Source organism: Nostoc sp., from assembly GCF_036917195.1.
Lineage (GTDB): Bacteria > Cyanobacteriota > Cyanobacteriia > Cyanobacteriales > Nostocaceae > Nostoc.
On the sequence record NZ_JBALDG010000097.1, the window covers coordinates 1 to 13,365 of the forward strand.

Consider the following 13,365-nt stretch of genomic DNA (forward strand, 5'->3'; position numbering starts at 1 on the left):
TCGGATTTTGAGTCAGCGCTACCGTAATCGTAGGAAACGTTTTGGATTGCGCTGTCACTTAATCGCTGGGATTTATAATCACGAACTTCACACAGCTAGTAAATCTTATATTTAATTAATCCCTAACAATACCACAAAACTTTTTTGCAAGAGGTCTATTCAATAAGGGAAATATTGTTTTTAAATCTTGGGCGAATCTTTCACCCAGCCACAGGCTACTCTCAATACCAATGATTAGAAGATCAACAGTCTGCAACTGTTCTGATTCGCCTGTCAATCCTGCTTCGCTCATTTTTTTTCTCTTTGCTTCAAAATGCTTAGCCTTTTCGATTAGGAGACTTGTTAAATATTCTGCGCTTTGACGATTAAAAGACGACGGATTTTTCCATGCCGCCTCTATGTCTTGGAATATAGGCGAAATATCCTTGATATCACTTTCGACCGGGTCTTTGGTATCGGCTTTAGATAGTTGAATGTATGGATTACCTTGCATAGGCGTCCATCTTTTCTTTAGTTCTGATCCAAGAAGTTCGCGGCCTTCTATCATCGAATAGACAGTGATATTGTTAGCACCCACCAGAGCAATTTCTCCCGTTTTTTGATTCAAATCCAAACGATGAGACTCAGTACTGCCCGACAAAATAGCATCGACAGCGGCTGGCTCTGATGCGTAAACCATGTACGCTTCCAGCAAATTGAAACCGACTGAAATGGGTTGACCTTTGGAACTAAGCACAAGGCTCTCTTCTTGTAGTGTTGAAACTGTTACAAGTCCGAAACTGCCATGAGCTCTCGACATAAATATTTTCGTTGCGCGATATAAATCATTGTGAAGAAAAGCATCAAGCGCTATTCTCACAAAAGCAGTCCTCTTCTTCTGAGTCCATTGGTTTATCAAAATGTTCTTACTGATTTCTTGTAGAACGTCCTCTTCAAAAATGCTTAAGTCCTCTTTGAACGTCGCCAAATCAGAGCGCGCATTTAGGAAGACCATCACTTCAGTATGCTTTTGAAAGACCGTTTCAAATATCTCAGCCCAGTCACTTATATCTTGCTTAGAAGGGGCTGTGTTGGGCGCATCTTTAGAAGGCTCTTGTCCTCCAAAAGCCTCCTTAATGGACTCGGCGACTTCAAGCTGATAGGCTAGTCTCACTGAGTTGTACCACATCCCCTGAGTGATTAATAGGTCCATCATTCCGGCGATTTTAGGGGAGTCCCCAGTCGTGGAATTGGTTGTATACAACACTCTTTCAAGCCACAGACCTAACTTAGTATTTTCAATAGGTTTGTTAAAGATCGTCCAAGCGTCAAAGTCTCCGTTATGGGTGATGCGGTGATTTACGTTTTTTCTTTCGCGTAACCATTTGCCGTTTTCAATTCGCCAAACAGCCGCTTGTGTTGCTGGAATCCACTCATGCCAATGCGTCTCAAGAGCCGAGGGCGGACTACTAGTTGCATAGCGATAATGCCATACCCCTATCACGACTGGTTCTAGTGCCTTTGCACCTGCCGACACAGCTTGGCGTCTTACAGTGGCAAAAGCTGCTTCTAGCGATTTTGTTAGGTTGTCTCTCTTTTTATTTAGAATTTTTTTCCCAACAAATACTGCTTGGTTATCTTTGTTTTGTACAAGAACAAGTCCCCCCCCAGCTTGCTCACCGCGGATTTCAGTTTCGCGACCCATTTTATGAAACATTTCCACAACTCGTTGCGGTAGAAGCTCTTGACCATCATCAGGGTTCCGTTTACCTAAAAATCCAAAGTTACCGCAATTGAAATAATCGGCTGATCCTTTCACGAAAGCCACGATGTCCGACAAAGAGCTAAAAACTGTCAAAAGATTAGCACCTACAAAGGTTTTTATTAAAAACTGACTGAGAAAAACGCCTGTATTGCCATGTTCTTTCAAAATGAAATCAAGGCTTTTAGATAAAAATAAAGGTACTATTGCCAGGGCAATAATATTAAACAGTATGCCACTCAATGCCTTGAGTCGTATAGTCCATGTAGTGGCGTTACCCGCTGCAACCCAGGGGTAAAACCCACTATTGATAAAAGGAATAAATACTGGGCTAAAAGGTATAAACGACCTTAAAGTATTAAACAGATTTCTATTTTCCAGTATGTTTGAAATTTTAATAAAGGAAAGTCTTTTGTCAAGAGTAGCGGTTAAAAGAACATGCCCGAAGCCATGAATCAAAATTGAACTATTCCAAATAAACCTGAGAAGCACCGCGTTCACGAAAAAAAGTGAACACGTAAGAGAAAGCCCCAAATGCTCTACTCCGATAGATGCCATGAGCAAAGCAGTCATGACTTCAGGGATAATATTTCCTAAACCCGGGAACCAAATTGCCACCTGAAAAGACTCTCCTAATTCTGAGTATTTTGTTAGCTAGTGTACCAGGATGAGCTCATCTAATTTTGCATCACGAGAACCTGATAAATTGACAAAATAACCTTTGAGTTGTGTAATACGTATTCCAAAACCTTGTTATTACATAATTTATATAATTCAAGTGAGTTTACTCTATGGATCAAAGTTTTGCTAGATTTAAGTTTAAGTAAGTCGGCGCGAAAAAAGTAAACTATGTAAAGTAAAGATAAATAAATACGGAGAATGTATCTACCGAGGTGACTAAGATATGGGCGCGTAGTTTTTGAGTGTTTTTGACTCGCGATCAAGATAAAACTCTATTAAACTTAAGAAATGCGGATGCACCGCAGAAAGTCAAAGACCGAGCAGAGATAATCAGGTTAAATGTATATGGCTGGTACGTCGAGAAAATAGCTGCTCACTTTAACTGGAATCCAGAAACAGTCAGAGAGGTTTTACATAAATGGCAAAAACTAGGTATAGAAGGACTTTGGGAGTTGCCAGGTCGAGGGGGAAAGACAAAGTACAAGGAAGAGGACATAGTATTTTTGGAAGAATGCCTCAAAAAAGAACCACGTAGGTATAACAGCCTTCAATTAGCTCAAAACTTAGAGAGCAATAAGCCTTCGGCATAGCTTCGCTTACCGCCAAATTCAACTAAGTCCCGACAGATTAAGACGGGTACTCAAAAAAAGGGGGTAATTTGGAAACGAGCCAGAAAGAGGAAACTACAATACGCAACGTGTTAAATTTAACTCTAATCTCTTTAGTTAACTTTTCGTTACATACTTGAGATTTTTCCCGCCCACTTACTTATATCATAATACTTATAGAAAAAATATTTTATTTTACAGTTAAGAGATAATTAAAAATTGAGAAATAAATAACTTTATTATTTAAATAGTAGATAAAACAATCTTAACTTTTTCTTCATCAGGATTTAATAATTCTTCAGTTTTAATTTTATTTAGGTTTGATTTGATAGTCAGTTTCCGAAAGTTTGTGAACTACTGAATTTCGACAAGGTGCATACACCATTCTGGGTAACGGTAGAGATGCTCTATTCGACTTGATAGATGCAGTAATAATTACATGGAGTGTAAAATCATTCGTGGAATTATCTTTATGTCCAGTATTTCGACGAAGGTAGTCGAGTCTTTATGAAAGTTTATCAAACAGTAAGCCACCACGAGAAAAGTTGATGGAATCTTACATTCAACAAATTCCGCACACAGAGCAAATTGTTTTAGCTGGAGACCATACAGCTTGGCCTTGACTGGAAGCTTTCACCCTCAAAGAACGTACCTACGAACATCTTGCACAGTCAATGTCCGGTTCAAAACCAGTAACTTCGGCAGAAGGCTATAGTACTATCGTTTGGCTTCCACAAGTAGAAGGAAGTTGGGCATTACCCCTATTACATGAACGCATTACCAGTTTTACTAACCCAATTGAAAAAGCAGTAGCACAATTAAAACAAGTCTGTGAAAAACTCCCAACACGCCTAGCAATTCCAAATTCAAATTTAGACAAATGGTAGAATTTAGTTTGAGGATGAAGGAGTATTTCTTCAAGGGCATCGAGATGGAGCCGATGACACTGAGTTTTGGAGTAATGCTGGGATTTCTCACTAGAGCGATCGCAGAAATCAAAGACCCAAGGCTTGCCAGTAATGCGACGCGCTATAGCATTAAAAATACTGTACTAGAGGCATTTTCAGTATTTTTCATACAGTACGAATCATTTTTGGAACATCAGCGCCAGATGCATAATCGTTGTGGGTAAGATAATGCCCAAAGGTTGTTTGGTTTAACAGGAATTCCACTACGCCTCAAATTCGGAATATTCTGGACGAGATTGCAACCAAGGGATTATTTCGGGTGTTCACTTGGGTTTACCATAGATTACACAGGGAAGGATATTTAAAGCCCTATCAGTGTTGTCTGGGCGGACATCTATTGGTGACGTTAGACGGTACTCAGTATTTTACTTCTGAAACGATCCACTGTAAGTATTGTTCAAGTCGCACTGATAAAAACGGCACTGTCACTTACTTTCATAGCGCAATTCTCCCCGTAATTGTCGCACCAGGTCAGTCCCAAGTGATTTCCTTAGTACCTGAGTTTATTACTTGCCAAGATGGGTCAGAAAAACTGTCCTTCTCAAGTGGCAGCCGCCAAACGATGGATAAGTAACTATGCCCCAGAATTCCAAGGTCAACCCGTGACGCTTTTGGGGGATGACCTATATAGTCGTCAACTGATGGTTGAACATTGCCTGGAATCAGGGATGAATTTCATTTTCACTTGGCTACCCGAATCCCACACCGCCCTCTATGACTGGTTAGACTACGTCTCTTGGGTTGGAAAAGTCAAGACCTTAGAAATCAGCCAATGGCACAAGCGCTGCAAAGAAATTTATCGCTATCGCTATGTCAATGAGATTCCCTTAAAAGACACCCAACCCACCTTGGGAGTCAATTGGTGCGAACTCACCCTCACCAAGTATTTGCTGTTTGACAGTTGGCAGCATTTAATTGACTTCATGCTCAATGACTCACCACTCTCTCCGTCCACTGATTCCTCTTAAATTTTTGAATTTGGAATTGCTGCAATCCAAATATTCAACCATTGCCGATAACCTGGGTGTGTATGCTCAAGATTTAATCGCCCTATCTCAAAACCTCAAACTAGTTTTGGGCGGACGTTATGATTGGACAGGACAAACGGATCGTGACAAACTTGCTTCAACCTCAAGCGAGTTCTCAAGCCAAGCATTTAGTCCTCGTGTGGGTATTGTCTATCAACCGATTAAACCAATTTCTCTGTATGCTAGCTATGCCCGCTCCTTCATTCCCCAGACTGGAGTAACCGCAACTGGGCAGCCATTTCAACCAGAGCGCGGAACTCAATACGAAGTCGGTGCTAAAGCAGATTTACTTGGTGATAAACTTTCGGTAAATTTAGCTCTATTCGACCTTACCCAATCTAATATCCTCACAAATGACCCCAATAATTCTGGATTTGCTATCCCTGTAGGTGAGGCAAACAGCAAAGGTGTTGAGTTGTTTGTTACGGGTGAAATATCCCCAGGTTGGAATGTGATTGCTTCCTATGCATACGCCGATCCCCGCGTTACCGAAGATAATTCCATCCCTGTCGGCAAACAACTCCCCGGAGCAGCGCAAAATATAGCCAGTCTTTGGACGACTTACATTATTTCTAAAGGAAAACTCAAAGGGTTTGGCGCAGGTTTGGGTTTATATTATGTGGGCAGAATTAACACTGGCCAAGTATGATACACCCACAGAGTTAGAGTTCTACTCTCAAGTAAGCGAAACTGGGTTTTCAGGTTCAAGATAGGGAAAAAACGTTCCTTACTCCAATACCTTTGCCAAAATAAGAGCCTATAAAAATTTTGGTGCCTCCAGTGTCCAAGCTTTACCGTCTCTGGAAAGGTTACCAATCTTCACCTTGGCTTTAGTATCTATAGATACTTGCAACGATTTAGGATTTTCATCTGATGCCTGATTCTCCCGCAACACATTCAAGGGATATGGCATCAGTTTGCGAAATTTTTTTCAATGGCTTGGTTTTTTGTGTTTTTTTAGGCAATACCCCAAGCGATTAAGAATCTCTCCCAAGGTTTGACGAGATGACAATTCGCTCCCGTCGTATCCCTTTTCACTCACCAATGCCTCTCGTACTGCTCTAGCACTGATGCGGGCATATAGAAAGGTTGATTGAAATTTTGGGTCTGCCTGGGACTGGGCATCCACCAATGAACGAATATCTACTTCTAAGTTGGGCAGAATTTCAACACTATTGTGCCGTCCTCTTGCCTGAACCTATCCCACTATTTAAAAAAACCTAACTTCTTTTCTTAAAATGTGCTTGAAAACCTTAATTTTTCATCTTCTGTTCTCAAAAAGCTTAAGCTTTTTAGCAGAAATATTATTAGTGGGATAGGTTCCTGATAGTTATCTATACAGACTATCCCCGTTCGCCTTTCATGCAATCCGAGTTGCACACTCTGGCGATTCCATCCCAAAACCGTTTCTGCTTTGCGGGCTGAACTATCGAAGTAATCTTCAGTAACTTTTGCCATAAAGTCTCGTTTGCGATTGCCAGTCAGTTTCTGCGCTGCATCTTTAAAGGTAGATTTGATGGTGTCGGTGAGCATGAACCTGGGATTCCCATTCTAAAGATTTAGACCAGGCGCGGGTAAATCCGCGCTTCCTATCTTTTAGAAGAATGGCTGGTATTTTATTTTTCTGCAAGTCCCTTGATACATCAACTCAGCCTCGTAAATTGGCGAAGGTATTGTTACTCATCAGTTTGTTGAGTTTTCAAAAAATCATTAAACCTGTTTTAGATTGGTAATCCAATTAGTACCAGTACGGGCAGAACTTGGTAGTAGAACAATGTTTGCCAAATCACCCAGGCGATCGCCTAACGGCTTGCAGCGATTCTTACATTCTCAGAAAGTTTAACAGTTCTTGCGGAACAGATGAGAGATCGCCATCAACCTGAAGCGGTATCATTGATAGGCCGTCTTCAAGCAATAATTGACGCCCGTTACTTCCAAGCAAGTATTTGACAAATTCCACCGCTCCTACGTAGTTCTCAACTTTTGTTGGGATGGTCAAACTGTAAAGGATAGGCTCACCAGCAATCGTCTGTCCTTGAGCATCCTGGTAGTGAGCTTGTTGATAAAAGTCTGAATGGTTGGGATCGCCCAGATTAATTTCTGCTGGCAGACTAATATAAGGTAAATCTACATCCAAAACTTCATTTAGGTAAAAGAATCCGGCATCCAGATTGCCATCTTTTAAGTATGCAACCAAATCCGCTTCGGGAAATATCTGAGTTTGATTTATGTCCAAACCGAGAATTGTCTGTTTGATGTCAGATTGATTGTAGTAAAGTGAAGCTAGTTGCATGACCAAAATAGTATACACCCCTTTCGGGTCAAGAGTAGGATCTGTCCTGCCCAATCGCACTCCTGGCTGCTGAAGTACTTGGTACCAGGGAACTGTACCAGCAACCTCGGGATTAAATCGATCAATGAATTGACTCACAGGGCTATAGCCGATTACCATTGATGTGGAGGCAAAAACTAAGCTCCACTTCACTTCCTTGCCGTTAGCTGCTCCTGAAAGTCGTTCGTAAGCTTTAGTCGAAGCACTAATAAAGACATCTGGCTGAATAATCTTATCCCTAATCGCGTTAGCCAGTACAGTTGAACCTGCTGCTTTACCTTGGTATTTATACCCAGTTGCTCTTTCAAAGTTTGGAGCTAGCTTATTTTCTATCAAATTGACTAGTGAGCCTGCATAGGCAACATTGACCCTTTCGCTTGTATTAAAACTGTCTGAAGTCATAGAAATCCTGTTAGTTGATGGTAGTGTTTATGCAGCTACTTCAAAAATGTCGGTATTGTCTCTTACTGGCTTAAAGTTTCTAAACATCAGCTTTAAACCTCTGTCTTTTTGTAGCGGCACTTGCCTGATTTAACATGAATTGACCAGAGCAAAGCGGCTGATCCTGGCAACTTGCTTTCGAGTTAAACTTTTGAGTTCTCACATCCAAAGACTTTTCTTAAATAAGCGATCGCCTTTCTTGATAAATATGTGAATCATATTGTGATCATATTACCAATAATATTGGTTAATTAGTGCTGCGCTTGGTAAAGATCCTCTGACAAAAGACTTGGGTCAACCTCACAGCAATTTCTGAGAGAATTTTAATTAAAAACGGCTTGAATACTGGATTTTAGTAGCCCAATAATCAGTTTATCATGTCGTGCAGCAAAATTTAAAATACTATTTTTGAGATTTGCATTCAAAAATTTATTTGGTTTTTACTCACTAAGTTGGTAATATTCAGACTAGGTTAAATGACTTACCTATTGCAATAACCTCCAATTCAAGGAGCATGAATTTTGGGGTGAAGTTGTTATCGGGTTTTGGATAAAGGGTAATAGGTTTTCCACTTACCCTTTATACCTTAACTAGATGTGGGTGAGGGACAGATGATTAAGTGTGTTTGAGGAAGATTTAATGAAGCCAGGGGAATTACACTATTTTTTCTTACAGAGTCTATTACTGATAGGTTCAGTGATGCTGATGTTTATATACAAGCCTCTGCGCGTTAACGCTCTTGCTGTAAGAGTAGCAGAAATACCAGTTAGTAACCAGCAACTATTACCTCAAGAAACAATCACAAGGTCTCTTGCACCTGTTAGAGAAATTTGCAGTTTCAACCAAATAGAGCATCCGCTCATTGATAACCAAAAGTTAGTACAGTCGTCACCGATACCCACTACCTCAACAGAAGTTATATCAGTAACGGGTGTGAAGGTGAATAGTACAAATAAGGGTTTAGAGGTGATTTTAGAGACTAGTAGTAAAAGCGAGCGCCTGCAAGTTACTCCCAAAACTGAGGGTAATTCCTATGTTGCAGACATCCCTAACGCTCAGTTGCGCTTGACTAGTGGCAATGCCTTTCGGCAATCAAAGCCAGTACCGGGAATTAGTGAGGTGACTGTTACCAATGTCGATGCTAACCGGATTCGAGTTACAGTGACGGGTGAAGCTCTTGCGCCAACAGTGGAGTTGTTTGATAGTAATGAAGGTTTGGTGTTTGGGGTGACAAGTACCACATCCATAGCACAGCAACCAGTACCGCTACAGCAAAAACCGTCATCTAGTGAAAATCAAGCACCGATTGAATTAGAGGTGATAGCACCCCCTGATACAGGCTACAACGTAAGTAATGCGACTACGGCAACAAGAACGAATACACCGAAACGGGACATTCCTCAATCGATTCAGGTAATTCCAAGGGCAGTGATTGAAGACCAGGCAGCAGATTTTTCTGGGGAGGTACTTAGAGATGCTGGCGTACAACGCGGCGGATTACCAAGTCGCAACACTGACAATATCGTTATTATTCGGGGCTTCAGCGTCAATAATAACAATTTCTTGAGGAACGGCTTGAGGGATAATATATTTACTGGTGGCGGAACGACTAACCTGGCTAATATAGAACGGATAGAGGTGCTACGTGGACCTGCATCAGTACTTTACGGCGAGGGGACACCAAGCGGTGCGATTAATTTTATCACCAAACAACCCCTCCAGCAGCCCTATTACGCAGTACAGTTCAAAGTCGGCTCTTACAGCTTCTATGAACCCTCATTTGATCTATCTGGTCCCTTAACAACGGATGGAAAAGTTTCCTATCGGTTGAATGCTGCTTACCGAAGTACAGATAGCTTTGTCGATTTTCTGCACGAAGAGCGATTTCTAGTGGCACCAGTCATCAGTTGGCAACCAGCAAAAGATACTAGGATCGTTTTTGATGCGGATTATCAACAGGTACAGGGTATTTCTAGTAATGAAATTGGTCTACCCGCTATCGGAAGCGTACTGCCCAATCCGAACGGGAAAATTCCCATCAACCGTTATTTAGGGGAGCCAACGGACACAGCCAAGCGTACCATTGGTCACATCGGCTATGACTTCGAGCATACCTTTAACGACAATTGGACTTTGCATAATGCCTTTCGGTTCGAGTTTGGACGCAATCCCTACCTACTGAGTGCCCTACCTCTCGCCCTACGACCAAACGACCGCACCTTAACTCGACAATATAGTACCTCCTTGGAAATTGATAACAACCAATATAATCTAGACACTCATGTGGATGGCAAATTCAAAACTGGCAGCATACAGCACCAACTGCTGGCTGGTGTTGAGTTTTACCGCTTTCTTCAATTCCACAACCAGGGGTTCTCGCAGACAATCGGTACACTGGATCTTTTCGACCCAGAGTATGGACAGAAGCCTGGAGCTATTATCCCTGGTAGTGCCTCCAACCGGAAAACAAGGAATGACGTCGCCGGATTTTATGCTCAAGACTTGATAGCACTGACTAACAGCCTAAAGGTGCTTGTGGGGGGTCGCTTTGACTTAGTAGAGATTTACACTGAAAACTTGATCAACTCACTAGTCACCGATCAATCCGACTCGGCGTTTAGCCCTCGCGTTGGCATCGTTTATCAACCCCTACCGCCTGTATCTATCTACGCCAACTACAGCAAATCTTTTACGCAAGCGATCGGTACTGATGCACAAGCCAATCCGTTTAAGCCGAGTCGTGGCACTCAATATGAAGTGGGTGTGAAAGCAGACTTGCTCAATCAAAAACTATCTACTATCCTATCCTTGTATCAAATTACCTACACAAATTTGACAACGCCAGATCCCAACAATTTGCTCTACAACATCCAGACAGGGGAACAGAGGAGTCGGGGTGTTGAACTGAGTGTTACAGGGGAACTGGCTCCAGGGTGGAATATTATTGGCTTCTACGGTTATACCGATGCCCGGATTACTAGTACTACTGACAACCGATACAGAGTCGGAAACTTGCTCAATAACGTTCCCACAAATAGTGCCTCTTTGTGGACAACTTACATCATTCCTAGAGGCAGCCTGCGAGGGTTTGGGGGTGGTTTGGGCGTTAACTATGTGGGCGACAGGGAAGGTGATTTACAAAACTCGTTCCATCTACCGAGCTATGTAACCGTTGACGCGGCTCTTTACTACCGACGCAACGATGTCAGTATTGGACTCAACTTCAAAAATCTGTTTGACCTTGACTACTATGAATCAGCCAACAGTAATCTACGTGTTTATCCAGGTACGCCGTTTGAGGTTCAGGCGAGTTTGAAGTGGCAGTTCTAAAGAAATTCCTGCTTATGAGTTCTTCCTCTTCTATTTTTTACAAAGAGCGGCGAACAGCATCATCAGTCCTCTAGTTCGAGTAATAATGAATGAGAACGATCGCGTTTACGTGGAAAAGCACCAGGTGCGGCGAGTCCTAATTGCAATTTTGCTGCTTTTTACACTATCTGCTTGCAGCTCCTCTCAAACTATATACAGCCCGTTGACTAAATCATCATCTGTTGTAGATGTCCGCGTAGTCAAACACATCATGGGTGAAACGGTAGTTCCTGCCCATCCTCAACGGGTAGCAATTCTGTTTAACGGTTTATTAGAACCTGCTTTTGCCTTAGGAGTTAAGCCGATCGCTGCCCCAAAGCTAGCTGTCTTAGAGTTGCGGCAATTAGTGAGCAATCTGGAAAATATTGAGGACATAAATTCTTTTTCTCCCAATTTAGAAAAGCTTTTGCAACTTAAGCCAGACTTAATCTTGGGCTATAGATCCCATCAAAACATTTACCCATTATTATCCCATATTGCACCAACAGTTTTGGCTACTTTCGATCCCCTTACACCTTGGAAGGGGTTTTTAGCCTTTACTGCTGATGCTCTAGGAAAAACTCAGTCGGCACAGCAGATTATGGCTAACTACTATGCACGTCTAGCTCAGGTCAAAGCTGGGATGGGTCGCGATCAACAAACTACGGTTGTCTCGGTCTGTATGTTGCGTGAGTCGGGGCTTTTTCTGCTCCAGAAGGCTACTCTTGCCGGAGTCATTCTCAATGATGCTGGTATTAAACGTCCGTTAAATCAGTTGTTCGATGTTCAAGCAAGTCTTGGCAGATTCGGGTACAGTCTTTTTTCTCCTGTTTCAAGGGAACTACTGCATGAGATTGATGGGGATATCTTATTTCTATTTGTACAAGATACAGTGGGCGATCAAGATTTAAACCCAGCATTAGAACAACTAAGAGCGTCTCCATTGTGGTCTAAGTTAAAAGTTGTGCAGAAAAACCAGGTGTTCATAGTCGGTGTTTATTGGGTTGGGAATGGACCAATATCAGCCAACCGAGTTATTGACGATTTATTTCGATATTTAGTTAAGTAGTCCAGTGGATTAGTTGGAAGTTCTTAATAAAAGGAGTACTGAAATGCTTAATTTAGATGCGATTCGCAATGGTGTAATGCAAGAATATCCTTATCATTGGATTTTCTTTAACAATCTCATACCCAAACAAGAGCTTCTGGAGTTACTCAATACTTTTGAATATGATAAACATCGAGAACAATTCCGCAACAGAATGATTTTGGATCAAGGGGCAGAAGTAGTAACAAACGTAGAAAAGTTTTTCGATACTGTCAAAAATAAATATTATATTCATCCTAGTCCAAATTTGAGCAGTATTTGGCAAACTCTGGTTGACGAATTAGTAAGCTTCCCTTATCGAGAAGCTGTTGCAAAACTAACCGGATTAAATCTAGATGGACACATAATTCGTATTTCGTTATCTCAATTAGATAGCACAGTAAACAAAGATTTAGCACCTCATAAGGACTCATGGTTTATAAACAATAGAGACTCAGGAATGGCTCTGACTCACTTATTCTATTTCAGTGAAGATTGGGATAATACCAACTGGGGGGGAAGTCTTCAGATTTTAACAAATGAGCAGCGCGAATCTGTATTTCAAGAAATTCCACCACAGTTAGGTAACTCAGTTCTTTTTGTATGTGAACATAATGCTTGGCACGTAGTCGCTCCTATTTCACCTCTTGCACCTCGACCAAGACAGCATCTTATGGTGAGATTTTATGATCGTGAGATTTATCTGAAGTATCTTAACAACAATGAGCAGCTCAAAAAATAGTAATATTAATCAAAGTTTTATTACCAACTGGTTTGGTAAAATTATCGATAGCTGGTAATATTTTTGTATCAAAAATTATGAATTTACTCTCATTTACAGAAAATGAAATGCTATGCATTAGTCACATCTTTCTTAACAAAAGAGTGAAAATATAGAAAGTAGATATAGCAGTAGTTTAGGCAATTTTAGCCAAGATTAAGTTTTCAAGGTCGTTAACTAAGCAGGGCAAACGCACAGTATTTCTGAAACCCTTGCTGGATAAGGATATTGACGAAAAAATACACTAAGTTTAAAAACGCCAAAATCCTTGCTATTAAAAGATTCTTATACTTTAAATGCTTTTGCCCTGGTTAACTAGCGGGACTTAAACAAAAAAGAAAGTAAAAACA

General features: G+C 41.2%; 12 protein-coding genes. 8 read left to right on the forward strand and 4 right to left on the reverse strand.

What is annotated here, in order from left to right; genetic code table 11:
- Nucleotides 1–115 precede the first annotated feature (115 nt).
- On the reverse strand, nt 116–2,359 hold the full coding sequence (locus V7K40_RS32555; protein WP_334967006.1) for a hypothetical protein: 2,244 nt from the start codon (nt 2,357–2,359) through the stop codon (nt 116–118).
- A 311-nt stretch (nt 2,360–2,670) separates the two neighbouring features.
- Here V7K40_RS32555 and V7K40_RS32560 point away from each other — a divergent pair, with 311 nt between their 5' ends.
- The 5 genes from V7K40_RS32560 (at nt 2,671) to V7K40_RS32580 (ending at nt 5,675) form a co-directional block, all read left to right on the forward strand.
- Entirely contained in the window at nt 2,671–3,012 is a 342-nt protein-coding gene (locus tag V7K40_RS32560; RefSeq protein WP_334967007.1) for a helix-turn-helix domain-containing protein, read from the forward strand.
- A 692-nt stretch (nt 3,013–3,704) separates the two neighbouring features.
- On the forward strand, nt 3,705–3,917 hold the full coding sequence (locus V7K40_RS32565; protein ID WP_334967008.1) for a hypothetical protein: 213 nt from the start codon (nt 3,705–3,707) through the stop codon (nt 3,915–3,917).
- The gene (locus V7K40_RS32570; protein ID WP_334967009.1) at nt 3,911–4,162 is read left to right on the forward strand and encodes a hypothetical protein; all 252 of its coding nucleotides are present in this window, start codon (nt 3,911–3,913) and stop codon (nt 4,160–4,162) included. Before V7K40_RS32565 ends, V7K40_RS32570 begins: the two co-directional genes overlap by 7 nt.
- Before the next feature lie 354 nt (nt 4,163–4,516).
- Entirely contained in the window at nt 4,517–4,966 is a 450-nt protein-coding gene (locus V7K40_RS32575; protein WP_334967010.1) for a hypothetical protein, read from the forward strand.
- Nucleotides 4,929–5,675 carry a TonB-dependent receptor gene (locus tag V7K40_RS32580; RefSeq protein ID WP_334967011.1) on the forward strand — a complete coding sequence of 249 codons (747 nt, stop codon included), beginning with the start codon at nt 4,929–4,931 and terminating at the stop codon, nt 5,673–5,675. The genes V7K40_RS32575 and V7K40_RS32580 overlap by 38 nt, the downstream gene beginning before the upstream one ends.
- 108 nt (nt 5,676–5,783) lie before the next feature.
- On the opposite strand, the gene V7K40_RS32585 is transcribed toward V7K40_RS32580, so the two are convergent.
- The 3 genes from V7K40_RS32585 to V7K40_RS32595 form a co-directional block, all read right to left on the reverse strand.
- The gene (locus V7K40_RS32585) at nt 5,784–5,939 is read right to left on the reverse strand and encodes a hypothetical protein (protein WP_334967012.1); all 156 of its coding nucleotides are present in this window, start codon (nt 5,937–5,939) and stop codon (nt 5,784–5,786) included.
- A gap of 320 nt (nt 5,940–6,259) precedes the next feature.
- The gene (locus tag V7K40_RS32590) at nt 6,260–6,559 is read right to left on the reverse strand and encodes a hypothetical protein (RefSeq protein WP_334967013.1); all 300 of its coding nucleotides are present in this window, start codon (nt 6,557–6,559) and stop codon (nt 6,260–6,262) included.
- 289 nt (nt 6,560–6,848) lie between these two features.
- Nucleotides 6,849–7,760 carry an extracellular solute-binding protein gene (locus V7K40_RS32595; RefSeq protein ID WP_334967014.1) on the reverse strand — a complete coding sequence of 304 codons (912 nt, stop codon included), beginning with the start codon at nt 7,758–7,760 and terminating at the stop codon, nt 6,849–6,851.
- A 678-nt stretch (nt 7,761–8,438) separates the two neighbouring features.
- Between V7K40_RS32595 and V7K40_RS32600 the strand changes: the two genes are divergently transcribed.
- From V7K40_RS32600 to V7K40_RS32610, 3 genes are all read left to right on the forward strand, one after another.
- Nucleotides 8,439–11,129 (forward strand): TonB-dependent siderophore receptor, encoded by a 2,691-nt coding sequence (locus V7K40_RS32600; protein WP_334967015.1) that lies wholly within the window; start codon nt 8,439–8,441, stop codon nt 11,127–11,129.
- Nucleotides 11,130–11,214: 85 nt separating this feature from the next.
- Nucleotides 11,215–12,216, forward strand: coding sequence for an iron-siderophore ABC transporter substrate-binding protein (locus V7K40_RS32605; protein WP_334967016.1), 1,002 nt, complete (start codon nt 11,215–11,217; stop codon nt 12,214–12,216).
- A gap of 43 nt (nt 12,217–12,259) precedes the next feature.
- Nucleotides 12,260–12,976, forward strand: coding sequence for a 2OG-Fe(II) oxygenase (locus V7K40_RS32610; RefSeq protein WP_334967017.1), 717 nt, complete (start codon nt 12,260–12,262; stop codon nt 12,974–12,976).
- Nucleotides 12,977–13,365 lie beyond the last annotated feature (389 nt).

Excerpts from the sequence above, each read along its gene's own strand:
- V7K40_RS32565 (WP_334967008.1), top strand. The coding sequence starts at position 3,705 with ATGTCCGGTTCAAAACCAGTAACTTCGGCAGAAGGCTATAGTACTATC.
- V7K40_RS32570 (WP_334967009.1), top strand. The coding sequence starts at position 3,911 with ATGGTAGAATTTAGTTTGAGGATGAAGGAGTATTTCTTCAAGGGCATC.
- V7K40_RS32575 (WP_334967010.1), top strand. The coding sequence starts at position 4,517 with ATGGGTCAGAAAAACTGTCCTTCTCAAGTGGCAGCCGCCAAACGATGG.
- V7K40_RS32580 (WP_334967011.1), top strand. The coding sequence starts at position 4,929 with ATGACTCACCACTCTCTCCGTCCACTGATTCCTCTTAAATTTTTGAAT.
- V7K40_RS32585 (WP_334967012.1), bottom strand. The coding sequence starts at position 5,939 with ATGCCATATCCCTTGAATGTGTTGCGGGAGAATCAGGCATCAGATGAA.
- V7K40_RS32590 (WP_334967013.1), bottom strand. The coding sequence starts at position 6,559 with ATGCTCACCGACACCATCAAATCTACCTTTAAAGATGCAGCGCAGAAA.
- V7K40_RS32595 (WP_334967014.1), bottom strand. The coding sequence starts at position 7,760 with ATGACTTCAGACAGTTTTAATACAAGCGAAAGGGTCAATGTTGCCTAT.
- V7K40_RS32600 (WP_334967015.1), top strand. The coding sequence starts at position 8,439 with ATGAAGCCAGGGGAATTACACTATTTTTTCTTACAGAGTCTATTACTG.
- V7K40_RS32605 (WP_334967016.1), top strand. The coding sequence starts at position 11,215 with ATGAATGAGAACGATCGCGTTTACGTGGAAAAGCACCAGGTGCGGCGA.
- V7K40_RS32610 (WP_334967017.1), top strand. The coding sequence starts at position 12,260 with ATGCTTAATTTAGATGCGATTCGCAATGGTGTAATGCAAGAATATCCT.